Here is a 25,689-nt window from a genome sequence, read left to right on the forward strand (position 1 = left end):
TGGTCCTCTTACTCGTCGACCGCACGGCGGTTCATGCGGAGGTAGACCACCGCGAACACCAGTGAGATCAGGATCAGGATGTTGCTGAAGGCAGCGCCGACGCCGAACTGGAAGTTGACGAACGACTCCTGGTAGGAGCGCACGGCCAGGGTCTGGGTGGCGTTCGCCGGCCCGCCGTTGGTCAGGCCCAGGATGATGTCCAGGACCTTGAGCGTGTAGACGACGCCGAGCACCAGGACCACGCTGGCCACCGGCCGCAGGTTGGGCCAGGTGATGTGCCAGAACGCCTTCCAGCCCGTTGCGCCGTCCACCGCGCCCGCCTCGTACAGTTCCTCGGGAATCTCCTGGAGGCCGCCATAGAGGAGGGTGACGTTGAAGGGAATGCCCACCCAGATGTTCACCAGGACCACGGCCAGCAGCGCCACCGACGGGCTGGTCAGCCAGGGGACCGGTTCCTGGATGACACCGAGGTTCCGCAGGAACGCGTTGAGGATGCCGCTGTCCTGGTCCAGCATCGACCGCCACGTGGCACTCGAGACGATCAGCGGCAGCAGCCACGGCAGCAGCAGCATCGAACGGAGGAAGCCGCTCAGCGGGAACCGCCGCTTGAAGAAATTGGCCAGGGCCAGGCCAATGACAAACTGGCCGGCGATCGAACCCAGGGTGAACAGTGCCGTGTTGAGCATCGCCGGGGCGAAAAGGCTGCTCCCGACGGCGGTGGCATAGTTCGCCAGGCCAACCCAGGGTGCCTCTCCGGTGAAGAAGGTCCGGGTGGTGTACTCCTGCAGGCTCATCACCACGTTCTTCACCACGGGGTAGCCGAAGAACAGCAGGAGGAAGAGCGCAGCGGGCGCCAGAAAGAGGGCCTGGACCAGGTGCTCCCGGCGGAAGCCCCGCCGTCGTCGGTCCCGTTCTGCCATGCCCGCGGTGGCGGGGGAGAGGTCTCCCGGCGCCCGGCTGGTTGTCAGTGTCGGCACGGCTCCGGCTCCTCTCCGTAATGCATGCTGGGTGTTTGGCTCATCCCGGGCCTACTTCGCCTCGGCCTTGGTGAAGGCCTCCTGTGGGGACGCCTGGTCGGTCAGCGCCAGCTGGATCGCGGTGTACATGACCGTCGCCGTCTTGGGCCATTCCTTGCCCAGCTTGCCCGTCCGCGACTGGGCGTTGGCCACCTGCTCGGTGAACGCGGCCATCTCCGGAACGGCCTTCACGTACTCACCCGCAAGGGCGGTCTTGGTGGGCACCGTGAAGCGCTCCTTGGCCAGGGCCAGCTGGTTCTCGTCGCTGCTGATGCATTGCACGAGCTCGGCGGACTTGGCCTGCTTGGCCTTGTTGCCGGTCTGCGGCACCGTCCAGACCTCGCCGCCCAACGGAGCAACGGGAGTCTGCCCCTGTCCGTTGACGGGGACCTGGACGGCCGCCCACTTGATGTTCGGTGTCTTGGCCAGTGAGGGGATCTGCCACGGGCCGTTGATCATCATGGCGGCCTTGCCGGCGGCAAACTGGTCCCGCACATCCGCCTGGCTCCAGTTCACCACGCTCTTTGATGCGGAGCCCGAGGACACCAGGCCGTCAATGAAGCCCAGTGCCTCCGCCACCTTGGGGCTCTTCAGGTCGGTTTCCTCCCCGCCGTTGGTCCACATGAAGGGCAGGAACTGCCAGCTGCCTTCGTAGGTGGCGATCGCGGAGAACGCCAGGCCGTAGCGGTCGCCGGTGGTCAGCTTTTCCGCCGCCGCCTCCAGCTCATCCCAGGTCTTGGGTGGCTGGATGCCGGCAGCGGTGAGCATCTCCTTGTTGTAGAACAGGCCCAGCGTGTTGGCGGTGGGGGCCAGGCCATACACCTTGCCCTCGTACGTGGCGGCGTCGAGCATGCCCTGCGCAAAGCCGGAGGTGTCCACGCCGAAGTCGTCCAGCGGGGCCAGGCCCCCGGTTGCAGCGATCTCCTGCACGTCGGGGTTGTCCAGCATCAGCACATCTGGCAGGGTCCGGGAGGATGACCGCTGGAGGACCTTCTGGATGAGGTCCTTGCCGGGAACGGTCTCGCGCTTGAGGGTCACGCCCAGCTGCTCGGCGCACTTATCCAGCGCGCCCTGGATGTGGGTCTTGTCAGGTTCGTTGTTGTAGTAGTCAAGGACGGTGAGCGAGTCGACCTTCTCATTGGGGGCGGACTGGCTGCTGCCCCCGCCGCAGGCGGTGAGGGCGAGGGGTGCGATGGCGGCCATGGCCATCAGGCAGGTGAGGGATGCTTTCTTCATGAGGGGGCTCCTTTGCCGTGCTTGGGTGGTTGGGGTGTTCGTTGGTTGCGGTGGTTCCGGTGATTCAGTGGTTCCGGGCGCAAGGGATCGTCCGGGCGGCCTCCGGCCGCTGCGGCTGGCTGGGTTCCGGTGGTTGGTCCTGTCAGGAACGACGGCGGGCTACGCGCCGGCCGTTACGTCCTGCCACTGGGCGTTGTTGGCGGCACTGGTTTCTGCGGCGTCGAGGAGGCGCTGGATCTGCAGCCCCTCCGCGAACGAGGGCTCCGGCTGCTCGCCGCGGGCGATGCACCGGGCGAAGTCGGCTGCCTGATGAACGAAGGCGTGGTCGTAGCCGAGTCCGTGTCCGGGTGGCCACCACGCCCCGGCGTACGGGTGATTGGGCTCGGTGACAAGGATCCGGCGGAAGCCAGCCGACTCGGCGGGGTCAGTGTGGTCATGGAACCAGAGCTCGTTGAGGTCTTCGAAGTCGAAGGCCAGGGAACCGAGTGAGCCGTTGACCTCAAGCCTGATGGCGTTCTTGCGGCCGGTGGCGAAGCGGGTTGCCTCGAACGTGGCCAGCGCCCCTTCGGCTGTCCGCCCGATGACGACCGCGGCATCATCCACGGTCACTGCGCCCCGTTCAGCCTTGTCCGGGCCTTGCGCTCGCAGGCCGGATGATGTCACCGGGCCGGATGATGTCTCCAGGTCTGGCAGCGCCTGAAGTCCCGACGACGAACCGGCGAGCGGCCTGGTCTTCACGAACGTCTCCGTCAGAGCGCTGATCCCCGCCAGGTGGTGGCCGGTCACGTACTGGGCGAGGTCGATGATGTGTGCGCCGATGTCGCCGAGCGCACCCGAGCCTGCTTTGTCCTTCTCCAGGCGCCAGACCAGCGGGAAGTCCTCGTCCACGATCCAGTCCTGCAGATACGAGGCACGGATATGGCGGATGGCGCCGAGCCGGCCATCCCGGACCAGCTCCCGTGCGTAGGCGAGTGCCGGTGTCCGGCGGTAGCTGAAGCCGACCATCGCAAGGGCCCCCAAGGCCTTCGCCTCCTCCGCCGCGAGGGCCATCTTCTCGGCTTCCGCCAGCGTGTTGGCGAGGGGCTTTTCACAGAGCACGTGCTTGCCGGCCTGGAGCGCGGCGATGGCAATCTCTGCGTGCAGGTTCCCGGGAACGCAGATGTCGACCGCGTCGATGTCCGGGTCCGCCACGAGGGTCCGCCAGTCGGTCTCCACCCGGCCGATGCCGAACTTGTAGGCGAAAGATTGGGCTGCTTCCTGGTCGCGGCCGCAGACTGCTGCGAGCACGGGTACCACGTCCAGGTCGAAGAACCTCGGTGCCGTGGTCCAGGCCTGGGCGTGGATGGAGCCCATGAACGAGTAGCCGATGAGGGCTATCCGCAGCTTTCCCGGCTCTGATCTTGTGGACGTCATCGTCCTCCTGTCGAAAAGTAGGTTCGTGCAGATCGGCAGTTAAGCGGTTAACTCAGCAGCCAAAGTCCGGCACGGCTTCAATGTGTCGGGGGATGTCGGAACAACTCTGCATCCCGCGGCGAGGGGTTGTCAAGGAAAAAGTTAACCGCTTTACTGGAGTCCTGTCCGGTTCCCCGAGTCTGAGCTGAAAGAGGCGCGCTGTGCCCACCATGAGAGACGTTGCGAGGCTGGCGGACGTCTCGATCGCCACGGTGTCGTTTGTCATCAACGACACCAAGCCGGTTGCCCCGGCCACCCGTGCCAGGGTTGAGGAGGCCATGCTGCAACTGGGCTACCGCCGGAATGCCCTCGGGCGCGCGTTGGCCAGCAAGCGCACCCGGATCATTGCCCTGCTGTACCCTGCGCTGCAGCGGCGCCTCAGCGAGACCGCCGTGAAGTTCTTCACCAGCGCGACCCAGACGGCCAAGGACCTCGGCTACAACCTTGTGCTGTGGCCCATCAGCAACGACGCAGAAGAGGTTGAGGAGCTCATCTCAAGCGGCTTCATCGACGGGGTCCTGCTCATGGAAGTGCAGCTGGACGATGCCAGGGTGGAGCGGCTGCAGCGTTCCACGTTGCCGTTTGCCCTGATTGGACGGACGCGGCATCCGGAGGAACTGCCGTACGTGGACGTCGACTTTGAGAATTCCATGGTCGAGGCCGTCTCCTACCTGCAGGGGCTCGGACACAGCCGGCTCTGCTTCGTTGACAGCGGCGGGGCCGAGCATGCCCTCAGCGGCTACGGCCCCGTGGTGCGGAGCCGGGCAACCTTTGCCGCGGAAGTGGAGCGCCGCGGGCTCGAATCAGTCCACCTCTCCTGCGAGGAGTCGCCGATATCAGGTCAGGGCGCCGCCGAAAAGCTGCTCAAAACAGCCCCGGACACGACGGCAGTGATCCTCATGAACGACAACGCGTCGTTCGGCTTCCTGAACGGCCTGAACAGGCGCGGCATCGACGTACCCGGGGACATGTCGGTCCTGCTGATCGGCTCAACGCCGGACGGGGCCGCAGCAACGGATCCCCGGCTGACCGTCCTCACGCTGCCCAGCACGGAGCTGGGCCGCATGGGCGTCGAAACGCTCGTGGATCAGCTTGAGGAACGGGGCGGTCCCATGCGCCAGGCCGTGGTGATCTGCCGCTTCGAGGAAGGGCAATCGACGGGGCCGGCCCGGCGGGCGCCGTCGTCCGCGGCAAGCTGAGCCCGGTGGGCTGAGAACCGGAAGCTGCTAGTCTTCCGGCTCGCCCAGCCCGCGGGCGGCCAGCGCCTCGCCGGTATGGCGGGCATACGCAACGGTGGTAATGAATACCGGCAGGACGAGTGCCCGCGGGTTGCGTTCCAGTCCGCGGGCACGCGCCGAATCCCGGACGTCAGCGAAGGCCCCGGCAATAAAGGGAATGCTCCGCAGCATAATGGCGATGGTCAGGGCAAAGCGCTCGGGGTCCGCGCCGAAGCGCCGGAACGGGCGGGCGAGGGAAACCACTCCGTCGAGCAGGCGGTGCAGCGGCGTGGTGGCGGTCAGCAGGGACGCCGCCACGACGCACAACAGGATGTTCAGGACGATCCGCGCGGCAACAGGCCCGCCCAGCTGCCACCACTGGAACGCTCCGATGACCAGCAGGATGGGCAGCAGCGGCCGCACCGCGCGGAAGAGGCGCACTGCCCCGGCGCCGCTCAGCAGGAACAGTATGCACATCACAAGGAGGGCTCCGGCGGCCAGCCGCCAGTCGACGATCAGGAACGAGGCCATTCCGCAGGCAAGGACCAGCAGGAACTTCAGCCACAGCGGCATGCGGTGGATCAGGGACGTGCCGGGCACGTAGTTGGCGAGCAGGAAGCCGTGGCCCCTCACCGGAAGTCCCCGCCTGACAGGCTCCGGGCAGACAGCGAGCGGTAATGCTCGACGGCGGCGGCAGCACCGCCGTCGTACGCTATCCGTCCGCCTTCGACCACCAGAACCCGGTCCATGTCCAGGGCCAGTTCCAGGTCATGGGTGGACATGACGATCTGCTGGCTCAGGCCGGCGAGGGTCCGGCGCAGCAGCTCGCGGTTCCGGAGGTCCAGCAGGGTGGAGGGCTCGTCCAGCACCAGGACGTCCGGCTCCACCGCCAGCACGGACGCGAGGGCGAGAAGCTGCCGTTCGCCGCCGGAGAGTTCATAGATGCTTTGGTCCGCCAGCGGCAGGAGCCCGAACCGGTCCAGGGCGGCCGCCGCCTTGTCCCGGCGCTCCTTCCCGTGCCGCACCGAACGCCGGAGGGAGAGCTCAACGTCCTCACGCCCGGTGGGCATGACCAGCTGGGAGAGGGGATCGGTGAAGACGAAGCCCACCTGCTGGCGCACGGTGCGCACATTGCGGACCGTGTCGGCGCCGTTGACGGTCACGGTCCCTTCGGTGGGCGTCAGGAGGCCGTTGAGCAGGCGAAGCAATGTTGATTTTCCAGAGCCGTTGGCTCCGATCACACCGATCCGATCCTCGGTGAGCTCCAGGCTTATGTCCTGCAGCAGGACCTTGGGGGCAGGGCGGCCGTCGACGGCCACGCTGACCCCTGCGCTCCTGAGGGAGATTGTGCTCACTGTTGTGCGGAGGCTTCCGGCTTGGAGGCTGCCGGCGTGGCGGGCTGCTGCGGGAGCTTCCGGACGCGGCGCACCAGCAGGTCGGGGAAGGCCTTGTGCAGGGCGATGGCCACCGCAACGGCGAGGACGTTCTTGATGATGTCACCCGGGTAGAAGGGGAGATCGGCCAGGAACGCCTTGGCGAAGTCCAGCTTGGCGTTGACCATCATGCCGGCGATGCCCAGTCCGTGGATCAGCACAATGCTGGCGACCATCGCGGCGGCGAAAAGGAACACGGCGCGGAACTTCACCGTGCGGCGGATGATGACGGCAGCCATCCAGCCCACCGCCGCGGCGGCGAGGGGGAACGCGATGATGTAGCCGGCCGACGGTCCGGCCAGGATCCCCAGCCCGCTGCGGCCGCCGCTGAAAATGGGGAGTCCGGCGAGCCCAAGCAGGGTATGGAGGCCGACGGCGGCGAAGGCGCGGCCGGGCCCGAGGACGAGCCCGGTCAGCATGACGGCAAGTGTCTGGAGGGTAATGGGAACGCCGAGGCCGCCCACTGGGATGGCGGCAACCAGGGCTGACGCCGCCACGAGCGCGGCGAAGACGGCGATGAGTCCGAGGTCGGTGGCGTTCCAGCGGTTGCGCTTTGCCGGCTGCAGGGTGCCGGCGGAATGGGTCTGGGTCATGGGAGGTCCTGTCGGAGGGGTACAAACAATTATCGGCTGGTGTTGACGTTACTGGCCCGGGAGTAGCCGCATTTTGTTGCTGTTCTACAAGAGGGACTGCCCGGGGTCTAGTCGTGGGTACAAATTCTCCCTCCTCCGGGCGGTGACCACGTGTTCTGGCCGGGTGGCGCCGGACGGTAGACTTGAACCGGCCGTTCTCCCGGCTGGCATCCCCGGCGTTCCTACTTTTCGCCGTGCGGCATGTAGCCCGCGTGCTGCGGCATTCCCTGTTGTGAAAGGCCTTACCTGCTTTGATTACCGTCCAGGATCTTGAACTGCGCGCCGGCGCCCGCCTCCTTATGGACCAGGTGAGCTTCCGGATCGACAAGGGAGACAAGATCGGTCTGGTCGGCCGCAACGGTGCAGGCAAGACCACGCTGACCCGGGTACTCGCGGGAGAAGGGCTGCCCGCGGCCGGAAAGGTCACCCGCACCGGCGAAATTGGTTACCTGCCACAGGATCCGCGCACCCCGGACATGGAGCAGCTCGCGCGGGACCGCATCCTGTCGGTCCGCGGCCTGGACGTCGCCGTCGGCAAGCTCCGAGTGGCACACGAAGAGATGGCCAGCGACGACGCCGCCGTCCAGCGCAAGGCGATGAACCGCTATGACCGGCTGGAATCCGAATTTCTGGCGGCCGGCGGCTATGCTGCCGAAGCCGAGGCTGCAGCGATCTGCTCGAACCTCGCCCTCCCGGACCGCCTGCTGAACCAGCCCCTCAAGACCCTGTCCGGTGGGCAGCGGCGCCGTGTGGAGCTCGCCCGCATCCTGTATTCGGATGCGGAGACCATGCTCCTCGATGAGCCCACCAACCACCTCGACGCCGACTCCATCGCCTGGCTGCGTGACTTCCTGAAGAACCACCAGGGCGGACTGATCGTGATCAGCCACGACACGGAACTGCTCGAGGCCACCGTCAACAAGGTGTTCCTGCTGGACGCGAACCGCGCCCAGATCGACTTCTACAACATGGACTGGAAGCGCTACCTCCAGCAGCGCGAAACCGATGAACGCGCCCGCAAGCGCGAACGCGCCAACGCTGAGAAGAAGGCCCAGGTCCTGTTCGACCAGGCCAACAAGATGCGGGCCAAGGCCACCAAGGCTGTCGCCGCGCAGAACATGGCCAAGCGCGCCGAACGCCTGCTCAAAGGGCTGGAGGCCGTGCGCGAAAACGACCGCGTGGCAGCCCTCCGCTTCCCCGACCCGTCGCCCTGCGGCAAGACCCCGCTCACCGCGGACGGGCTCAGCAAGTCCTACGGCTCCCTCGAAATCTTCACCGACGTTGACCTCGCCATCGACCGCGGCTCCAAGGTGGTCATCCTGGGCCTCAACGGTGCCGGCAAGACCACCCTGCTGCGCATGCTCGCCGGCGTGGACAAGCCCGATACCGGTGAGGTCATCCCCGGCCACGGCCTAAAGGTGGGTTACTACGCCCAGGAGCACGAAACGCTCGACGTCAACCGCACCGTTCTCGAGAACATGCGTTCCTCTGCGCCGGACATGAAGGACGCTGAGGTCCGCGGTATCCTGGGTTCGTTCCTGTTCTCCGGCGACGACGTCGACAAACCTGCCGGTGTTCTCTCCGGCGGCGAGAAGACCCGCCTGGCCCTGGCCACCATCGTCGCCTCGAGCGCCAACGTGCTGCTCCTGGATGAGCCCACCAACAACCTGGACCCCGCCAGCCGCGCGGAAATCCTCGGGGCCCTGCGGAACTACTCCGGCGCCGTCGTGCTGGTGAGCCACGATGAGGGTGCTGTCGAGGCACTGAATCCCGAGCGCGTCGTTCTGCTGCCCGACGGCGTCGAGGACCACTGGAACGAAGACTACCTGGACCTCATCACGCTGGCCTAGTTTCACCGCGGGGCTGCTGGTGTGCCAGCTGCTGGCCGGCCTCGCTAGCCGTCCTTTAATGTCGCACCCCCGTATCAGACTGGTTCCATGGAAGCCATTGGGGGATTCACCGCAGACCGGGCCTTAGGGCCCCGTGCTTCCGGGCTGGCTTCTGCATTAGGGAACGACGGCGGTGACTGGCCTGATCGGCTCCCTTCCGACGGCGGCACTCCAGGCGGCCGGTCGCCCAACGACCGGTCTCACAGCGGCGGGGCTAATAATGTCAGACCCCCTGATCAGACTGGTTCCATGGAAGCCATTGGGGGATTCACCGCAGGCCGGGCCTTAGGGCCCGGTGCCGGTGGGTTGGCTACTGCCGGTGGGTTGGCTACCGCCGGTGCCAACGCCCTTCAGAGCCTTCCTGCTGCGGCGGACGTGATGGACCGCAGCCTTGATCTGCTGACCTCCAGCGCGATCACCGCCGGAGACACGGCGTTGTGGGGTTTCGGGCAGGCCGCGGATTTCGCGGGCCGGGTCGAGCAGCTCTCCCGTCACGTGGAGTTTCTGCAGGTGGTGGCCGCCGGCGCGGTGGACCGTGCCCGCACCGAGGCCCTCACCGGCGCGACGTCACCCCTCGACCCGACCGCTGCTGCAGGGGACCCGGGTCCGGGGGATGACGGGTCCCGCAACACTGTCGAGTTCCTGCAGGCCAGGCTGCGGATCCCGGCCGCCGAAGCCCGCCGCCGCCTCTCCCTGGCCGACGCCGTGCTGCCCCGGGCAGGTTTCGGCGGCCAGCAACTCCCGCCCCGCTACGAAGAACTCGCCGCCGCGATCAGCACCGCCCAGATCAGCTCCCGCGCCGGGACCACCATCACCCTGGCCCTGGACCGGGCCCGGCACCTCACCACCCCGGCCCTCACCACCGAGATGGAACACGCCCTGACCCAAACCGCCGTCGAAAGCGACGGCGACTTTCTGACCCGGGTCACCAAACACTGGGCCGAAGCGATCGACCAGGACGGGACCGAACCCTCCGAACCGGCCCTCCGCCAAATCCAGGGCGCCTTCATCCGCCGCCCCAAACACGGCCTGCAGCACCTGGAAATTTTCGCCACCGCCGAACAATTCGAAACCCTCACCACCGTCATGAACACCGCCACCAACCCCCGCACCCCGGCACCCGCCGACGGGACCGGCACCCGCCGACGGGACCGGCACCGCCAGGACAGACAGTGCCGGGGCAGATGCCGCCGGGGCCGGTGGCGACCGGACGGGTGGCGACCGGACCGGTGGCAACGGGGACGGGGATACTGAGGGTGGCCTGGCCGGCTGGGACACCCCGGGCGTCCCCGAGATCCCTTTGGATCACCGGTCCCAGGGCCAGAAGAGACTCGACGGGCTCGTCGGCGCCTGCCAAACCGCCCTCACCACCGACACCCTGCCCGCCAACGGCGGGCACCGGCCCCAGATCCTGGTCACCATCAACTACCGCGACCTCCTCGCCGAACTCCAGCAACGACAGGGCGCGCAGTGGGGCGCACCGCCGGCTGACTGGGCCCAGGGCGGCCAGTGGTCCCCGGGCGCGCAGTGGGCCCAGGGCGCGCAGGGTCCCCGGCCGGGCTACACCGGCCGGACCGGCGACGGCACCGCCCTGCTCGCGTACGGCGGCCCGGTGAACCCGGCCACGATCCGCAAAATCGCCTGCGACGCCGACATCATCCCCGTCGTCCTCGGCAGCGACGGCCGGATCCTGGACATCGGCCGCGCCTCCCGGGCCTTCCCGCCCCACATCCGCAAAGCCATCACGGCCCGGGACCAGGGCTGCGCGTTCCCGGGCTGCACCATCCCCGCCCCCTGGTGCGAAGCCCACCACATCACCTACTGGTCCCGGGGCGGAACCACCGGCACCGGCAACGGCGTCCTGCTCTGCAGCCCATCACCACCACCTCATCCACAAAGAACACTGGACCATCGAAGTCACCAACGACGTCCCCTGGTTCAAACCCCCACCAGAACTCGACCCCCACCGAAAACCCCGCCGCAACCACTACTTCCGCTCACGACCCCAACACGAATGAACAGCCACGAGCATTCAGCACCGGAGCCTGGGCTTCTGTATAGCGACCAGCTCGCCCTAGCTGATAGCGAACCTGAACTGGCCCAGTAGCGCGGCGGTGCAGCGGGCCAATCGCAGGACTTAAATCTTTCTGTCCGGATTAGTCGGACTGATGAGCCGTGGTCAGCCTCCCCTTTGGTAGCTAAGCTCGTCCCGCTGTGGCATTTGTATTTCTAAACCCGATCAGCCGCACCCGAGGAGAGCATCATGGCCGCTACCTATACCTTCGACGTCTTTTGCAGCCTCGATGGCTTCGGCTCGCACAGCGGAAACTGGGGCGGTTACTGGGGCAAGCAAGGGCCCGAGCTGCTCGAGCACCGCCTCGGCTTGTACGGCGAGGAGCAGCGGATGGTCTTCGGGGCCAACACGTATCGGGCGTTCGCACGGATGCTGGCCTCGAGCAGCGAGGAGCCCGAGGTCCTTGACCCATGGGTAACGCGGATGAGGAACCTACCGGCAACAGTGGTGTCGAGAACGCTGCAGGAACCGCTCGACTGGCCGGACGCGGCTGTCGCTAGCGGCGACGCAGTCGACGTCGTGGCCCGGCTCAAGGAAGAGTCAGAAATGCCGCTGCGCTCCCACGGAAGCCTATCGATGAACCGGGCACTGATGGCCGCCGGCCTGGTAGACCGCGTCCAGGTGACTCTCTTCCCTGTGATCACCGGTCAGACCGGGGCGGAGCCGATCTTCCAAGGCGCCGCCGACTTCGACCTCGAGCTGATCGAGAGCCGGACCCTCGACGGCCACACCCAGGAGCTCATCTACCGGCCCGCCCTGCACGTCTGAATCCAAGGCAACCGGGCGCAACTGCTACTTCGGGCCGCGGCCAAAAAAGGACTGAACGGCCCCGGTGCTCACCGCACCCGAAGCGCGTGGGCGTCCGTGATGCGTTGCAGCTCACCGTAGCTGATGGAGAACATGGAGTGATGGTCGCCGGCTCCGGCCCAGAGCGTCGGATGCTCTTCGAGCGAGGCATCCAGCAGGGTGCGGATCTTGGCAGGATGGCCCACCGGCGCAACGCCGCCCACCTCCTGGCCCGTGTGGTGCAGCACGAAATCCGGGGCCGCGCGGCGGATCCGTCCGGTGCCCAGCTGGGAGGCGACCAGTCGGACGTCCACTTTCGCGGCGCCACTGGCCAGGATCAGCAGGGGAGTGCCGTCCACTTCGAACACCAGGCTGTTGGTGATTGCCGCAACATCGCAGCCGAGCGCGTCAGCCGCGGCGGCCGCCGTCGGAACCGCACCGGGAAGAACCGTGACTGTGTCGCGGGCGCCTGCGGCGGTGAGGGCGCGGCGCACGTTGGCCACCGGGTCGGCGGCAACAGCGTCGGCGAGCATGTCCGTGCTCCCGTCGTCAGTAGCCCTGGGCATCCAGGATCGCGTCTTCCTCTTCTTCCGCCGTGGGCCGCTTTCGTTTCCGGGGTGCCGGCGGACGACGGCGGGCTCCCGCGGCGGTGTGGGCAGGCTCGCCGTCCAACGCCTCGGCGTCCTCGGCATCCATCGCGGCGTTGCGCGCCTGCTGCCGGGCGGCGTAACCAAAACCGACGAACATGAGGACACCGAAGGCGAACCACTGCAGCGAGTAGGACAGGTGCGTTCCCTCGTCCACCGAGGGCATGGGGAAAGGCTGCGGCATGTCCGCCACCGGCGGCGTCTCCGAGGCGAGCTGCCCGTAGGCGCCTGTCAGGAGCGGATAGCCGAGCTCGGCGGCGTACGTCGGCAGGTCAATGGAGGCCAGCTGGCCCTCCGGCGCGCCGCGCTGGAGCGTGGGTTCGCTGTGCTTGAGCCGCACCACTGCGGTGATCTGCCCGGTCGGTGGCGCCGGAATGGAGTCCGGCCGCCCGGGGGTCTTGTTGCCAATCGGCAGCCAGCCGCGGTCAACCACGACGGTCTCGCCAGACACGAGCTTGAACGGGACCACCACTTCGTACCCGGGCTGCCCGTTGAGGGGCCGGTTACGAACGATCCGCTGCCCGTCGACGTCGTAGCTGCCCTGGAGCTTGACCTGGGTCCATTCCCGGGACGGGTCCAGCTGGTTGAACTCATCGCGGGCCTGATCAAACGTGATGGGCGTTGCTGAGTAATTTGATGTCACGCGCTGGATTTCCGCCAGCGTCTCCGCCCGGCGATCCATCTGCCAGCGGCCAAGGAACACGCAGCCGGTGGCGAAGATCGCGGCCAGCAGGAGGTAGCCCAGCCACTTGCTGGAAAACAGGAATTTGTACATTTAGCTGTTCCCGCCGGTCTCTGCGGCCTCAAGCGGCACGGTCTCCTTCCAGAGCCCGCGCGTCTGCAGGTAGTCCTCCAACCACGCCTTGTGCTCACCGCATGCCAGCCACACCTTGCGGCGGTCAGGCGTGTGGATCTTGGGATTGTTCCACAGCAGCTGCCAGGACGCTTCGGCCCGGCAGGCTTTGCGGGAGCACGTGGCCGCGGATGCCGGTCCGGCAAGATCGCCGCTGCCGCCACCCAAGTTGAAAATGTTCATGAAGCTTTCTGTCCCCGGCCGTCGTCGTCTTCTTCGTCATCAGCAATGAGTTCGCCCTGGAGCACCGCCGGTTCATCCGCGGTGTCGGTGCTTTCCGCAGTCCCGGAGTCGTCGGCCGCTCCCAATTCAGCGTACGGCGTGTAATCGAGCAGGGCATCGCTGTGGATCTCCGCCTTGTCTGAACCGTTGGCGATCACCACGGCGACCCACGGCAGGAACACTGCGCCCGCCACGGCAACCAGCTTGAACCAGCCGTCCACCACGAAGATCAGGATCAGGCACACCATGCGGATACCCATGGCGAGGGCGTACTTGATCATGCGCTCACGCATGTCTTCGGAATGCGCCGCGGCGGCGTCGGTGATGCTGATTACTTCCGGATGGCCGGCGGCGGCATCACGCTTCCCGGGCGTCGGCTGTCCGGGTTGGGGTTCAGGTATCACGACTGTCTCATCACGCTCCATTGGCTACCCCAATTCTCTCACCATCCGAAGATGGCTCCCAATCGGGCGATAAGATCGAAGGCAGTTAAAAATCCAGCCACCACAGCGGAGCGCGCCTCCGCGGAAATCCGGAGCACACATGTCTGAAGCAGCAACCACGGCCCGCAGCGTCCTTATCACCGGCGGAAACCGCGGCATCGGCCTGGCCATCGCGGAGGCATTCCTGGCCAACGGCGACAAGGTGGCCGTGACGTACCGCAGCGAATCGAAGCTGCCGGAGGGCATCCTTGGGGTCAAGGCCGACGTGACCGACGAAGCCTCCATTGACGCCGCGTTCGCCGAGGTTGAGGCCGCCCACGGCCCCGTCGAGGTTCTGGTAGCCAACGCCGGCATCACCAAGGACACGCTGCTGCTGCGCATGACCGAGGACGACTTCACGTCCGTCATCGACACGAACCTGACCGGCGCCTTCCGCGTCATCAAGCGCGCCTCAAAGGGCATGATCCGGCTGCGCAGGGGCCGCGTGGTGCTCATCTCCTCCGTCTCGGGCCTGTATGGCGCGCCGGGGCAGATCAACTACTCCGCGTCCAAGGCCGGGCTCGTGGGCATTGCCCGTTCCCTGACCCGCGAACTCGGATCACGCGGGATCACGGCCAACGTGGTGGCACCCGGTTTCATCAACACGGACATGACGGCAGAACTGCCGGAAGCAACCCAGAAGGATTACCTGTCCAGCATCCCCGCCGGGCGCTTCGCAGACGCCTCCGAGGTGGCCAACGTGGTGCGCTGGATCTCCAGCGACGAGGCCGCATACATTTCCGGCGCCGTGATTCCGGTCGACGGCGGCCTGGGCATGGGGCACTAGGCCCCCTCTGGCGCCAACACAGCCTCCGCCAACGGGCGGGCCGGCATCTTCTTTGTCGCGTTCCGACAAAGGAAACCGGTGCGCCCGCTGGCATGATGGACTGCAGGCCATCAGTAATTGGACGTTTTGAACAAAGATTAAAGCTTTAGACAAGGGAGCCCACATGGGACAGCTGGACAACAAGACAGCCATCGTCACCGGTTCTTCGCGCGGCATCGGCGCCGAAGTTGCCAAGATCCTCGCCGGCGAGGGCGCCGCCGTCGTCGTTAACTACCGCCAGAAGGCGCCGCGCGCCAACAAAGTGGTGGCCGGGATCGAGGCCGACGGCGGCCGCGCCGTTGCCGTTGGCGCGGACCTGACCACCCTCGAGGGCGTGCAGGCGCTGGCCAGCGCCGCCATGGAAAACTTCGGCTCGCTCGACGTCCTCGTCCTCAACGCCTCTGGCGGCATGGAAACCGGCATGGAGGAGGGCTACGCCCTCAAGCTCAACCGCGACGCCCAGGTCAACATGCTCAACGCCGCCGTGCCCCTCATGAAGGAAGGCTCCCGGGTAGTCTTCGTGACCAGCCACCAGGCCCACTTCATCAACTCGGTCGCCACCATGCCCGAGTACGAGCCCGTGGCCCGCAGCAAGCGCGCCGGTGAGGACGCCTTGCGCGCGCTCCTGCCGAACCTGGCGGACAAGGGCATCTCCCTGGTGGTCGTGTCCGGCGACATGATCGAAGGGACCGTGACCGCCACACTACTGGACCGTTCAAACCCGGGCGCCATCGAGGCCCGCCGCGCCGAGGCCGGCAAGCTGTACTCCGTCGAGGAGTTCGCCGCAGTGGTAGCCAGCATGGCCACCGCCGACGTCGAATCCGGCCACACGGAATACGCCGGCGGCGCGGACTACTTCGGCAAGAACGCCGACTAGATACTCCCTCCGCGGCTGCCTGACGCGGTTCCTTGACACGAAGGCCCGGTGCAACAGCGCCGGGCCTTCGCTGTTCTCACCTCGCTGTTCCCGCAGCCACCTGCCCCTCCACCTGGCTGTCGCCGAACTCGCTGTCCCCGTGCTGGCGTCCACATCAGTCCCCGCAGGCGTTGTCCGGGCGGCCCATGGCGCCTAGGGTCATAGCCATGGCAGAGGATGCAGCAGTGACGAAGCGGAGCTATCCGGCCGGCGTGCCGTGCTGGGTGGACAGCCAGCAGCCCGACGTGGAAGCAGCCACGAGGTTCTACGGGGGACTGTTCGGGTGGGAGTTCGACGCCGTCACGACGCCGCCGGGGGACACCGGCAGTTATGTGGTCGCCCGGCTCGGCGGCCAGGAGACAGGCGCCATCACCGGTTTGGGCGACAGCTCCCACGGCGTGCCCGCCTGGAACACCTACATCGCGGTCGAGGATGCGGATGCCGCGGTGCGCCACCTGCTCTCAGCCGGTGCCACCCTGAAATCGGCCCCGGCCGACACGGGCGTTGGAGGCGTGCGGGCCGCGCTGGCCGATCCCGAGGGGGCGGAGTTCCGCATCTGGCAGCCCGGGGAGCGGCCGGGCGCCCAGGCGGTCAACCTGCCGGGTGGCTGGAACTTCAGCGATCTCCACACAGCGGACACGGATGCGGCCGCGGACTTCTACGCCAGGGCCTTCGGCTGGCAGTTCGACCGCCTCGACTTCGGCACCATGATCCGCCGCCCCGGGTACGGCGACCATCTGGAGGCAACCGTCGACCCGGACATCAGGGCCCGGCAATCGGGTGACATGGTCCCGGCCGGCTTCGCGGACGCCGTGGGCTGGCTTGCACCGGCGGCCCCGGGGGAGCGGCCGCACTGGCATGTCACCTTCACGGTCGCGGACCGGGACCGCGCGGTGCAGGACGCAGAGCGCCTAGGCGGCCACGTCCTGGGGCAGGATGACACCGAATGGACACGGACTGCCCTGATCAGGGACCCGGCGGGGCTGTGTTCACGGCAAGCCAGTTCACGCCGCCGTCGGGCTTCTAGTTCCGTAGGCTTCTAGTTCCGTAAGCTTCTAATTCCGGTGCTTCAGACACCGGCGATGTGCCGCACAGCGTCCAGGTACGGCATGTTGATGGCGGCGTCAGCCACGGCGCGGACGGCGGGCTTGCCGTTGTAGGCCACCCCGATGCCGGCGGCGCCGAGCATGTCCAAGTCGTTGGCGCCGTCACCCACCGCGATGGTGTGCTCCAGCGCGATGCCCTCGGCGGCTGCCCATTCGCGAAGGTACTTTTCCTTGGCGGCGCGGTCGATCACAGCCCCAAGGACCTTGCCGGTCAGGGCCCCGTCCACGATCTCCAGCTCGTTGGCGATCCAGTAGTCCATGCCGAGGTCCTCGGCGATGGGGCGCAGGATCTGGTTGAAGCCGCCGGACACCACCGCCACGGCATGGCCTGCTGCCTTGAACGCTGCCACCAGCTCGGCCGCCCCCTCGCTCAGTATCACTTCCGCGTGGACGGACTCGACGACGTCGGCCGGCAGCCCCGCAAGGACGGCCACGCGGGCGTGCAGGCTTTGCGCGAAGTCGAGTTCACCGCGCATGGCGGCCTCCGTGACGGCTGTGACCTCGTCGCGCTTTCCGGCGTAGGCGGCGAGGAGCTCGATGACCTCCTGCTGGATCAAGGTGGAGTCGACGTCCATGATGAGCAGCTTGCGTTCCGCATTCCGGAGTTCTGCGGGGACGATGGCGGTGTCGACGCCGGTCCGCTCCGCTTTCTCCCTCCCAGCGGCAATAGCGTGCCGCAGGCCGGCGATGTCCGCAGCGGAGCCCGAGGGTACGGAAAAGTCCACGGTGCAGACTTCGAAGCGTCCGTCGCCTGTGCTGGAGGCTTCTCCGAAGGTTGCGCCGGAGTCCGCCAGCAGGGACCGCAGGTTTTCCGGTTCCGAGGGGGACAGTTTCAGGCCATAGCTGACCGCAGTCACGTTCGAAGTCATGGCTTCAATCTTATCCAGCGCAGCGCCGCCTCCCGAATCTGTTGCGTTGGTCCACTGTGCAGAAGCAGTCCCAGCTGGCTCCCAGCAAACGTCCGGCCAACCCGGAGGCCGGTCGGGCAGAATGGTGCGATGCTCTTTGCCCTGATCGCCCGCCTGCGCCCGGCGCCGCTGCTGCGGGCGTCGCAGGAGGTACTTTTCTGCTGGGCCGGGGCTCTCCTGGTGGCCGGTGACGCTGTTTTCTGGCTCATGTTCGCTGCCATCCAGTCGGACTCGGGCCTGGCAGTGATGGACGGTCCTGTGCACAGCCTCATGGTGGATTCCCGGAATCCGGCCGCCACGGTGCTGTTGGCGGTCCTGGCCACCGTGACATCGCCGGAAGTGCTGGGCGTTATCAGCGCGGTGTTTGCCCTGGCGTGGGCGCTGTGGAAGCGGGAACTGTGGCGACCCGTCATACTCATGGGCTCAATGGTGCTGGCCCTCGCGCTGACCACCCTCATCAAGCAACTTGTGAGCCGGTCGCGTCCGCCCGCCTCTGATTTCCTGCTCGGCCCGGACGACGCGCTCTCGTTCCCCTCGGGGCACACCGTGGGCATAGGCGCGTTCACGCTTGTACTTGCCTACCTCGTAGTGTCACGGTCGGGGACGCGTACGACGGCGGTGCTTGGGTTCTCAGCGGCCTGTGCAGTCACAGCGCTGGTTGGCTTAAGCCGGCTGTATTTGGGCTACCACTGGCTCACCGACGTCGTGGCTTCCTTCGGGGTGGCGCTGGCCGTTGCAGCGGTAGCGGTGTTCACAGACGCAGTCTGGCACGGTTCTGCGAAGAATCGCTCCAAAACCCCGGGCAACCAGGGGCCCGCTGGTTCCTCAGCGCGGAACGCGCAGCCGTAGCAGCGCCACGGCTGCGGCCGCGACCACTGCCGCCGCCAGGACACTGACGCCGGAGTAGCCGGTCAGGCCCATGACGGGCCCTGCAGCCGCGCTTCCCACTGCTCCGGCCAGCGACATGGTGGCGTCCGAAAACCCTTGGACGGGGACGCGTTCAGCGGGTGTGAGCGTAGCCACGAGCAGGGTGGAACCGGCAACGGTGGTTGCCGACCAGCCCAGCCCGAGAAGGATCAGGCCGAACGTGACCGAGCCCATGTTCTGGGACGCCAGTCCGGTCAGTGCCACAGCCGCGACCAGGGTGAGCAGACCCGCCAGCGCGGCGGTGCGCGGCCCGAGACGGTCGGTGAGTAGGCCCATCAGCGGTGAGAGGGCGTACATCCCCGCGATGTGCAGGGAGATGGTCAGGCCGATCAATGCGATGGTGTCCGGATTACCGGCCGTGTGTCCGGCGTGGTGCTGCATGTGCAGCGGTGTCATGGACATCACGGCGACCATCACGGCGTGGGCCGCAATGACAGCGATGACGGCTCCGCGGGCCGTGGGGTGCTGCTTGACGATCCGCCATCCTTCCCGCCACGCGCCGGAGCGCTTGGAAGCAGGCAGAAGGTCCACCCCGTCGAGGGCGCGACGGGTCAGGAGCGGGTCCGGATGCAGGGACAGTGCCACGATGGCAGCGCCGACCACCATCCCCAGCGCGGAAATCAGGAAGGGGCCGGCAGCAGGCGGAATGTCCAGCCAGCCGGCCAGGACGGCACCGGGGGCCACCATGTTGGGACCTGCCACAGCGCCGACGGTGATCGCCCACACCACCAGGGACAAGTCCCGTCCGCGGTGGGCAGGCTCGGCCAGGTCGGTGGCCGCAAAGCGGGCCTGCAGGTTCACCGCCGAGGCCAAACCCACCAGGAAGGCCCCGCCGAGCAGGAGCACGAACAGTTCCGCGGTCACTGCGGCGACCATCAGGAACGTGCCGGCGATCGCTGCAGCCAGGCCGACGGTGAGCGCCACCCGGCGTCCCCGCCGCAGGGCCAGCCGGGAGAGCGGAATCGCCGTGACAGCGGTGCCCAGGGTGAGGGCGGTGTTGACGGACCCGGCCCACGCTTCGGAGCCTGCCAGGTCAACCGCCAGGATCGAGCCCAGCGCCAGGGTTGACCCGTTGCCCAGGCCGGAGAAAATCTGTGCGACCGACAGGGTCCGCACGACGCGGCGCTGCGTGGAACGGGTTGCTTCGGCGGTGCTGGTCACGTTGTGTGGTCCCCTCGGGCAGGTGCTCGTCGTGGAAAACTCCACAAGACAACTGTGCTGTCATGGTTCATGCAGTTCAACCATGACAACATGCACGGGGTGCGGCTGGCGGAATCACTCGTCAACATGCTCGCCGACGGCATGTGGGACAGCGACGCGCTGAAGGATCTCCTGACCAGCCACCTGTTCCGCTCGCCCAGGGGCCCGCGGCTTGGTACCCGTGAAAGCTACGACGCGTGCATACCGGCAACCGTGGGCGTCAGCACCATGTCGTCGAGTTTGGGCAGGGCGTGCCGGAGCCGGTGCCTCGCTTCATGCAGGGTCTGTTCAGCCAGCCGAAGACTGGCGTCGTCGTCCACGGCGATGGTCGCCGCACCTTGAAGGCGGTGCCCAACCCACCGCAGCTGCACGCGCTTCACGTCGATCACGCCAGGCGTACCCTCAAGGGCGTGGCGGGCGCGGTCCACGAGTTCCGGCTCGATTCCGTCCATCAGCCGGCGCCCGATGCTGCGGACGGTTCCCCACAGCAGCATGATGATGGCCGCGGAGATCAGCAGGCCAACGATCGGGTCCGCCAAGGGGAAACCGAGCATGACGCCGCCGGCGCCGAGAACCACAGCCAGCGACGTGAAGCCATCCATCCGCGCGTGAACGCCGTCGGCAACCAGCGCCGCCGAGCCAATCCGCCGCCCGATCCTGATGCGGTAGATCGCCACTGCTTCGTTTCCGGCGAAGCCGATCAGCCCTGCGCCGATGACCCAGCCCAGATTCTGGAGCACCTGCGGGTGGATCAGCCGGTCCACCGACTGCCAGGCCGCCAGGACCGCCGAGAGAGCAACGACGGCGACGATGAACAGCCCTGCCAGGTCCTCTGCCCGGCCGAAGCCATAGGTGTAGCGGCGGGTGGCCGCACGGCGCCCCAGAATGAACGCCACCCAGAGAGGAACGGCGGTCAGGGCGTCGGAAAAGTTGTGAATCGTATCGGCCAGCAAGGCAACCGAACCGCTCACCAGGACGACAAGGAACTGCAGTACGGTCGTCCCGAGCAGCATGAACAGGCTAATCTTCAGCGCCCGGATGCCCTGCGCGCTTGCTTCCAGGGCGTCATCAACAGAGTCGGCCGCGTCATGGGTGTGCGGGATGAACAGCTCGAATAGCCAGCCCTTCAGGCCCTTGTGATGCGTATGCCCGTGACCGTGCGAGTGGTCGTGGCCGTGTGAGGGGTCGTGATCGTGCTCGTGCTCACTGTGATCGTGCTCGTGCTCGTGCTCACTGTGATCGTGCCCGTGCCCGTGCCCACTGTGATCGTGCCCACTGTGCTCGTGCTCGTGGCGGTCCGGGGCGCTTCCGCCCGCGGGCACGCCGGTGGTCTGCGTCCGGTCGCTCATGATGCGGTTCCCTTCATGCGGTGGTGGGACGGCTGCCCGCCGAGCGCATGCTCGGCCTGGAAGATTGCATCCGCGACGAGCTGGCGTGCGTGCTCGTTTTCGAGCCGGTACAGGACCTTGGTCCCGTCCTGGCGCGTGGAAACCATGCGCGCCAGCCGCATTTTGGCCAGGTGCTGGGACACCGCCGCCGGTGACTTTCCCACCACCTCGGCCAAAGCCCCCACGGCCATCTCGCCCTCGCGGAGAGCCAGGATGATCCGCACCCTTGTGGCGTCCGCCAGCATGGCGAAGATCTCAACTGCGAGCTCCACGTACTGGCTGTCGACGTCGAGCCTGCAAACCTGCTTATCTGCGTTCATACGCATATATTGTCATAAGAGCGGACGGTCCGACGACGGCGGGCGCTACCGGTTATCAGTCGCACCGTGTTTTGTCCTAGTGTCTACTTCTATGAGTGATGTTCTTGAAATGGCCGCCGTCAGCGTTGTGCGCGGAGCCAAAACGCTCCTGAGCAAGGTGGACTGGCAGGTCAGGGAAGGCGAGCGGTGGGTCATCCTTGGACCCAACGGCGCCGGCAAGACCACTCTGCTGCAGATTGCCGCTGCGCGGCTCCATCCCACCAGTGGTGTCGCCGGCATCCTGGACGAAAGCCTCGGAAAGGTTGACGTCTTCGAACTGCGGCCGCGGATCGGCCTCTCCTCGGCCGCCCTGGCCAACCAGATCCCCGAATACGAGAAGGTGCTCAACGTCGTGGTCACCGCGGCCTACGGCGTGACCGGCCGCTGGCGCGAGGGCTACGAAAAGGATGACGAGCGCCGCGCCTTTGCCCTCCTGAACGACTGGGGCATGGGCCCGCTCCTGAACCGCAGGTTCTCCACGCTCTCCGAGGGTGAACGCAAGCGCGTTCAGATCGCCCGGGCCCTCATGACCGACCCCGAACTGCTGCTGCTGGACGAACCCGCCGCCGGTCTCGACCTGGGCGGCCGCGAGGACCTGGTGCACCGCCTTAGCCAGCTGGCCATGGACGAGGATGCCCCCGCGATCGTGCTGGTCACCCACCACCTTGAGGAAGTCCCGCCGGGCTTCACTCACGCCATGCTCATGCGCGACGGCGGAGTGGTGGCTGCCGGGCCGGTCGAAGGGGTCCTCACGTCGGGCAACCTGAGCGAGACCTTTGGCCTGCCCCTGGACGTCTCGGTCAACGCCGGCCGTTACACGGCAACCGCCCGCCGCTAGCGGAGCGGCCCGCGCAACGTGGAGTTTTTCAGCGGCATCCTTGTGTTCTTCGCCGGCCTCTGGGCGGGCACCATCAACAGCGTCGTCGGGTCCGGAACGCTTGTCACCTTCCCGGTGCTGATCGCCCTGGGCATCGCACCGGTAACGGCCTCCATGAGCAATGCCATGGGCCTCGTAGCCGGCGGCGCCGCGGGGGCGTGGGGTTACCGCCGCGAGCTGAAAGGCCGCGGCCGGCAGCTCCTGCGGCTGCTCCCGGCGTCCCTGCTGGGCGGCATCACCGGGGCCTGGCTCCTGCTCCACCTGCCGGAGAAGGTCTTCCACTACGCGGCGCCGGTCCTCATTGTCCTGGCCCTGCTGATGGTGGTGTTCCAGCCCCGGCTGCAGCGCTGGGTTCGAAACCGTGAGGAAAACCCCGAGCACGCCCTGCGGGACAAGCACCACGGCGTCTTGCTCGTGGTCCTCGTCTTCCTCGCCGGAGTCTACGGCGGCTACTTCGTGGCGGCACAGGGAATCCTGCTGGTGGGCATCCTCGGCGTGTTCATGACGGGCACCATCCAGAACGCCAACGCCATGAAAAACGTCCTGGTACTGGGCGTGAACCTGATCGCGGCCGCCTCCTATCTGCTGTTTGCCTTCGACCGGATCAATTGGGCAGTGGTGGCCATCATCGCCGTCAGCTCCCTCATCGGCGGCCTCGTCGGCGCCAAGGTGGGCCGCAGGCTGTCCCCGCCCGTACTGCGCGGCGTGATCTTTGCCCTCGGCCTGGTGGCGCTCGGGTTCCTGGTCGCGAACCTGCTCAAGTGACTACGGAAATGACTGGACCGTGACTTTCCACTATCTCGAGTCTGCCGCGGACCCGCGCGTCGCCGACTACACCCAGCTGACGGACGTGCACCTCCGGAAACTCCGAGAACCCGCCGAGGGCATGTACATCGCCGAATCCTCCCGCGTCCTGCGGCGCGCCCTCGCTGCCGGACACCGGCCACGGTCGTTTTTCCTCGCCGAGAAATGGGTTGCGGACCTCGCGGACATCTTCGAGCAGTACCCTGACGTTCCCGCGTACATCGGCAGCGCAGGCCTCCTGGAGGAAATCACCGGGTTCCACCTGCACCGCGGAGCGATGGCGGCCATGCACCGCCCCGCCCCGGTTCCGCTGCCGGAACTGCTGGCCGGGGCCAGGCGCGTGGCGGTCCTCGAGGACATCGTGGACCACACCAACGTGGGTGCCATCTTCCGGTCGGCAGCAGCACTGGACGTCGACGCCGTCCTGGTCTCGCCCCGCTGCGGCGACCCGCTGTACCGCCGCAGCGTCCGCGTCAGCATGGGCACCGTCTTCCAGGTGCCGTGGGCCAGGCTGGACAGCTGGCCGCAGGACCTGACCCTCCTCAAGGAGCAGGGGTTCACGGTGGCAGCCATGGAGCTCACCGACGACGCCGTGGACCTGGACGAGCTGGCGGCAAGAAACCCGGAGCGGCTCGCCCTGGTGCTGGGCACGGAAGGTGCCGGCATGAGCGCAGACACGCTTGCCGCCGTCGACCTCGCCGTCAAGATCCCGATGCGCGCTGGCGTGGACTCGCTCAACGTCGCGGCGGCGTCCGCCGTCGCTTTCTGGGAGCTGCGGCCGCGCGCCTGACCGCGCGGAGCGCCGGGTTCGTTAGATCCACCGCCATCGGCTATGATTGATAGCTGGTTCCCCTGTGTTTTTCGCTGGCCTTTCGGCTGGTCGAAGCACGGATGGAAGCCATCCCATTCATACCTGGCAACTGGCAAAATCCAGTTGCGTGAACAAAAGGTCCCATTATGAAGTCTGATATCCACCCGAAGTACGAAGCTGTTGTTTTCAACGACCTGGCCTCCGGCACGAAGTTCCTGACCCGCTCCACCGTGTCTTCCTCGAAGACCATCGAGTGGGAAGACGGCAACACCTACCCGGTCATCGACGTCGAAATCTCCTCCGAGTCCCACCCGTTCTACACGGGCAAGCAGCGCATCATGGACTCCGCTGGCCGCGTCGAGCGCTTCAACGCTCGCTTCAAGGGCTTCGGCGGCAAGAAGTAATTCACTTCTCCCCAAGGTTCTTTGGAAAGCCCGCACCGGCAACGGTGCGGGCTTTCCGCGTTTGTGGGGCAGGATGGAAGGCATGACTGCCACGCCAATATCTGCAAGGGGAGAGGCGGCCCCGGGGCTGCACGGCGAGTACAAGGTCCCGGGCGGCAAGCTCGTGGTGGTGGACCTGGACGTCGTGGACGGCGCTTTCGCGGACGTTTCCCTCAGCGGCGACTTCTTCCTCGAACCGGACGAGGCCCTCCTGGCCATCAACGCCGCCTTGGGAGGACTGCCGGTAAGTTCGACGGCGGCCGACATCGCCGCCGCCGTGGAGGCTTCCCTCCCGGAGGACGCGGTGCTGTTCGGGTTCTCAGCCGATGCCGTGGCCATCGCCGTCCGCAGGGCACTGGCGAAGGCCACCGCCTGGACGGACCACCACTGGAACATCATCGCGCCCAGTGTGCTGCCCACCCACCTCAATGTGGCGCTGGACGAGGTGCTCACCGAGGAGGTCGGCGCCGGCCGCCGCAACCCCACCATCCGCTTCTGGGACTGGGAGGAACCGTCAGTGGTGATCGGCAGCTTCCAGTCCTACCGCAATGAGGTACATCCCGACGGCGTGTCCCGGCACGGCATCACCGTGGTCCGGCGCATCAGCGGCGGGGGAGCGATGTTCATGGAGGCCGGCAACTGCATCACGTACTCGCTCTACCTGCCGCAGACCCTCGTGGACGGCATCAGCTTCGCCGACTCCTACGCGTTCCTCGACGCGTGGGTCATGGCCGCCCTGAAGAAGCTCGGCATCGACGCCTTCTACGTCCCGCTCAACGACATCGCCACCGGCCAGGGCAAGATCGGCGGGGCCGCCCAGAAGCGGCTGGCCAACGGCGGCATGCTCCACCACGTGACCATGAGCTACGACATCGACGCCGACAAGATGGTGGACGTCCTCCGGATCGGCAAGGAAAAGCTCTCGGACAAGGGAACCACCAGCGCCAAGAAACGCGTAGACCCGCTGCGCCGCCAGACAGGCCTGGCGCGCGCCGAGATCGTGGCGGCCATGATGGACGTGTTCGCCGAACGCTACGGGGCCACGCCGTCGGAGATCACGACGCAGGAGCTGGAGACCGCCCGTGAACGTGTCGAATCAAAGTTCGGCACGGACGCGTGGCTGCACCGGGTGCCCTAAGGAACCCATCGATTGCTCCCCAGCGGCCCTTTTGAGCCCTCATAAGG

General features: G+C 66.9%; 28 protein-coding genes. 14 read left to right on the forward strand and 14 right to left on the reverse strand.

The window, feature by feature from the left end:
* Positions 1 to 8: 8 nt before the first annotated feature.
* From QF036_RS14190 to QF036_RS14200, 3 genes are all read right to left on the reverse strand, one after another.
* The gene (locus QF036_RS14190) at positions 9 to 920 is read right to left on the reverse strand and encodes a carbohydrate ABC transporter permease (protein ID WP_307105926.1); all 912 of its coding nucleotides are present in this window, start codon (positions 918 to 920) and stop codon (positions 9 to 11) included.
* A 108-nt stretch (positions 921 to 1,028) separates the two neighbouring features.
* Positions 1,029 to 2,252, reverse strand: coding sequence for a sugar ABC transporter substrate-binding protein (locus QF036_RS14195; RefSeq protein ID WP_307102836.1), 1,224 nt, complete (start codon positions 2,250 to 2,252; stop codon positions 1,029 to 1,031).
* Positions 2,253 to 2,411: 159 nt separating this feature from the next.
* Entirely contained in the window at positions 2,412 to 3,665 is a 1,254-nt protein-coding gene (locus QF036_RS14200; protein ID WP_307102838.1) for a Gfo/Idh/MocA family protein, read from the reverse strand.
* A gap of 209 nt (positions 3,666 to 3,874) precedes the next feature.
* On the opposite strand from QF036_RS14200, the gene QF036_RS14205 reads away from it, so the two are divergent.
* Positions 3,875 to 4,903: a LacI family DNA-binding transcriptional regulator gene (locus tag QF036_RS14205; RefSeq protein ID WP_307105928.1), complete on the forward strand. Its 1,029-nt coding sequence runs from the start codon at positions 3,875 to 3,877 to the stop codon at positions 4,901 to 4,903.
* 27 nt (positions 4,904 to 4,930) lie between these two features.
* On the opposite strand, the gene QF036_RS14210 is transcribed toward QF036_RS14205, so the two are convergent.
* From QF036_RS14210 to QF036_RS14220, 3 genes are read right to left on the reverse strand one after another with little or no spacing between them, the layout of a single operon-like run.
* Positions 4,931 to 5,554: an energy-coupling factor transporter transmembrane component T family protein gene (locus QF036_RS14210; RefSeq protein WP_307102840.1), complete on the reverse strand. Its 624-nt coding sequence runs from the start codon at positions 5,552 to 5,554 to the stop codon at positions 4,931 to 4,933.
* Positions 5,551 to 6,276, reverse strand: a complete 726-nt coding sequence (locus tag QF036_RS14215; protein WP_307102843.1) for an energy-coupling factor ABC transporter ATP-binding protein — start codon at positions 6,274 to 6,276, stop codon at positions 5,551 to 5,553. Before QF036_RS14215 ends, QF036_RS14210 begins: the two co-directional genes overlap by 4 nt.
* Complete coding sequence (locus QF036_RS14220) at positions 6,273 to 6,947, reverse strand: biotin transporter BioY (RefSeq protein ID WP_307102845.1); 675 nt, start codon at positions 6,945 to 6,947, stop codon at positions 6,273 to 6,275. The genes QF036_RS14215 and QF036_RS14220 overlap by 4 nt, the downstream gene beginning before the upstream one ends.
* Positions 6,948 to 7,237: 290 nt before the next feature.
* Between QF036_RS14220 and QF036_RS14225 the strand changes: the two genes are divergently transcribed.
* From QF036_RS14225 to QF036_RS14235, 4 genes are all read left to right on the forward strand, one after another.
* Positions 7,238 to 8,836, forward strand: a complete 1,599-nt coding sequence (locus tag QF036_RS14225) for an ABC-F family ATP-binding cassette domain-containing protein (RefSeq protein WP_307102847.1) — start codon at positions 7,238 to 7,240, stop codon at positions 8,834 to 8,836.
* Between the two features lie 288 nt (positions 8,837 to 9,124).
* Positions 9,125 to 10,129, forward strand: a complete 1,005-nt coding sequence (locus QF036_RS25360; protein ID WP_373460149.1) for a DUF222 domain-containing protein — start codon at positions 9,125 to 9,127, stop codon at positions 10,127 to 10,129.
* A 46-nt stretch (positions 10,130 to 10,175) separates the two neighbouring features.
* On the forward strand, positions 10,176 to 10,982 hold the full coding sequence (locus QF036_RS25365) for an HNH endonuclease signature motif containing protein (RefSeq protein ID WP_373460151.1): 807 nt from the start codon (positions 10,176 to 10,178) through the stop codon (positions 10,980 to 10,982).
* A 156-nt stretch (positions 10,983 to 11,138) separates the two neighbouring features.
* The gene (locus tag QF036_RS14235; protein ID WP_307102848.1) at positions 11,139 to 11,717 is read left to right on the forward strand and encodes a dihydrofolate reductase family protein; all 579 of its coding nucleotides are present in this window, start codon (positions 11,139 to 11,141) and stop codon (positions 11,715 to 11,717) included.
* Between the two features lie 68 nt (positions 11,718 to 11,785).
* On the opposite strand, the gene QF036_RS14240 is transcribed toward QF036_RS14235, so the two are convergent.
* The 4 genes from QF036_RS14240 to QF036_RS14255 are packed head-to-tail and all read right to left on the reverse strand — an operon-like array spanning position 11,786 to position 13,882.
* Positions 11,786 to 12,301, reverse strand: a complete 516-nt coding sequence (locus QF036_RS14240) for a YbaK/EbsC family protein (RefSeq protein ID WP_373460152.1) — start codon at positions 12,299 to 12,301, stop codon at positions 11,786 to 11,788.
* Positions 12,285 to 13,157, reverse strand: a complete 873-nt coding sequence (locus QF036_RS14245) for an SURF1 family cytochrome oxidase biogenesis protein (protein ID WP_307102850.1) — start codon at positions 13,155 to 13,157, stop codon at positions 12,285 to 12,287. The genes QF036_RS14240 and QF036_RS14245 overlap by 17 nt, the downstream gene beginning before the upstream one ends.
* Positions 13,158 to 13,418: a hypothetical protein gene (locus tag QF036_RS14250; protein ID WP_307102853.1), complete on the reverse strand. Its 261-nt coding sequence runs from the start codon at positions 13,416 to 13,418 to the stop codon at positions 13,158 to 13,160.
* Positions 13,415 to 13,882, reverse strand: a complete 468-nt coding sequence (locus tag QF036_RS14255) for a DUF3099 domain-containing protein (RefSeq protein WP_307102854.1) — start codon at positions 13,880 to 13,882, stop codon at positions 13,415 to 13,417. The genes QF036_RS14250 and QF036_RS14255 overlap by 4 nt, the downstream gene beginning before the upstream one ends.
* A 118-nt stretch (positions 13,883 to 14,000) precedes the next feature.
* Here QF036_RS14255 and fabG point away from each other — a divergent pair, with 118 nt between their 5' ends.
* The 3 genes from fabG to QF036_RS14270 all read left to right on the forward strand — a co-directional run bounded on the left by fabG (position 14,001) and on the right by QF036_RS14270 (position 16,724).
* Complete coding sequence (gene fabG, locus QF036_RS14260) at positions 14,001 to 14,726, forward strand: 3-oxoacyl-ACP reductase FabG (protein WP_307102856.1); 726 nt, start codon at positions 14,001 to 14,003, stop codon at positions 14,724 to 14,726.
* 163 nt (positions 14,727 to 14,889) lie between these two features.
* On the forward strand, positions 14,890 to 15,642 hold the full coding sequence (locus QF036_RS14265) for an SDR family oxidoreductase (RefSeq protein ID WP_307102858.1): 753 nt from the start codon (positions 14,890 to 14,892) through the stop codon (positions 15,640 to 15,642).
* A 206-nt stretch (positions 15,643 to 15,848) separates the two neighbouring features.
* Positions 15,849 to 16,724 (forward strand): VOC family protein, encoded by an 876-nt coding sequence (locus QF036_RS14270; protein WP_307102860.1) that lies wholly within the window; start codon positions 15,849 to 15,851, stop codon positions 16,722 to 16,724.
* Between the two features lie 26 nt (positions 16,725 to 16,750).
* Here QF036_RS14270 and serB read toward each other — a convergent pair whose 3' ends face one another.
* Positions 16,751 to 17,656, reverse strand: a complete 906-nt coding sequence (gene serB, locus QF036_RS14275; RefSeq protein ID WP_307102862.1) for a phosphoserine phosphatase SerB — start codon at positions 17,654 to 17,656, stop codon at positions 16,751 to 16,753.
* Between the two features lie 129 nt (positions 17,657 to 17,785).
* Between serB and QF036_RS14280 the strand changes: the two genes are divergently transcribed.
* Positions 17,786 to 18,544: a phosphatase PAP2 family protein gene (locus QF036_RS14280; protein ID WP_307102864.1), complete on the forward strand. Its 759-nt coding sequence runs from the start codon at positions 17,786 to 17,788 to the stop codon at positions 18,542 to 18,544.
* Here the strand turns inward: QF036_RS14280 and QF036_RS14285 are convergent.
* The 3 genes from QF036_RS14285 to QF036_RS14295 form a co-directional block, all read right to left on the reverse strand.
* Positions 18,521 to 19,783, reverse strand: coding sequence for an MFS transporter (locus QF036_RS14285; protein WP_307102866.1), 1,263 nt, complete (start codon positions 19,781 to 19,783; stop codon positions 18,521 to 18,523). The genes QF036_RS14280 and QF036_RS14285 overlap by 24 nt on opposite strands.
* Positions 19,784 to 20,010: 227 nt before the next feature.
* The gene (locus QF036_RS14290; RefSeq protein ID WP_307102867.1) at positions 20,011 to 21,171 is read right to left on the reverse strand and encodes a cation diffusion facilitator family transporter; all 1,161 of its coding nucleotides are present in this window, start codon (positions 21,169 to 21,171) and stop codon (positions 20,011 to 20,013) included.
* Complete coding sequence (locus QF036_RS14295; RefSeq protein WP_307102870.1) at positions 21,168 to 21,530, reverse strand: ArsR/SmtB family transcription factor; 363 nt, start codon at positions 21,528 to 21,530, stop codon at positions 21,168 to 21,170. Before QF036_RS14295 ends, QF036_RS14290 begins: the two co-directional genes overlap by 4 nt.
* 91 nt (positions 21,531 to 21,621) lie before the next feature.
* On the opposite strand from QF036_RS14295, the gene QF036_RS14300 reads away from it, so the two are divergent.
* The 5 genes from QF036_RS14300 to QF036_RS14320 all read left to right on the forward strand — a co-directional run bounded on the left by QF036_RS14300 (position 21,622) and on the right by QF036_RS14320 (position 25,642).
* Positions 21,622 to 22,407, forward strand: a complete 786-nt coding sequence (locus QF036_RS14300) for an ABC transporter ATP-binding protein (protein ID WP_307102872.1) — start codon at positions 21,622 to 21,624, stop codon at positions 22,405 to 22,407.
* Positions 22,408 to 22,425: 18 nt separating this feature from the next.
* Positions 22,426 to 23,211, forward strand: coding sequence for a sulfite exporter TauE/SafE family protein (locus tag QF036_RS14305; protein WP_102973584.1), 786 nt, complete (start codon positions 22,426 to 22,428; stop codon positions 23,209 to 23,211).
* 19 nt (positions 23,212 to 23,230) lie between these two features.
* Complete coding sequence (locus QF036_RS14310) at positions 23,231 to 24,040, forward strand: TrmH family RNA methyltransferase (protein WP_307102876.1); 810 nt, start codon at positions 23,231 to 23,233, stop codon at positions 24,038 to 24,040.
* A 167-nt stretch (positions 24,041 to 24,207) separates the two neighbouring features.
* Positions 24,208 to 24,465 carry a type B 50S ribosomal protein L31 gene (locus QF036_RS14315; RefSeq protein WP_003802336.1) on the forward strand — a complete coding sequence of 86 codons (258 nt, stop codon included), beginning with the start codon at positions 24,208 to 24,210 and terminating at the stop codon, positions 24,463 to 24,465.
* 82 nt (positions 24,466 to 24,547) lie between these two features.
* Complete coding sequence (locus QF036_RS14320) at positions 24,548 to 25,642, forward strand: lipoate--protein ligase family protein (RefSeq protein ID WP_307102878.1); 1,095 nt, start codon at positions 24,548 to 24,550, stop codon at positions 25,640 to 25,642.
* Positions 25,643 to 25,689: the final 47 nt, after the last annotated feature.

The organism is Arthrobacter globiformis (assembly GCF_030817195.1).
GTDB classification, from domain to species: domain Bacteria; phylum Actinomycetota; class Actinomycetes; order Actinomycetales; family Micrococcaceae; genus Arthrobacter; species Arthrobacter globiformis_D.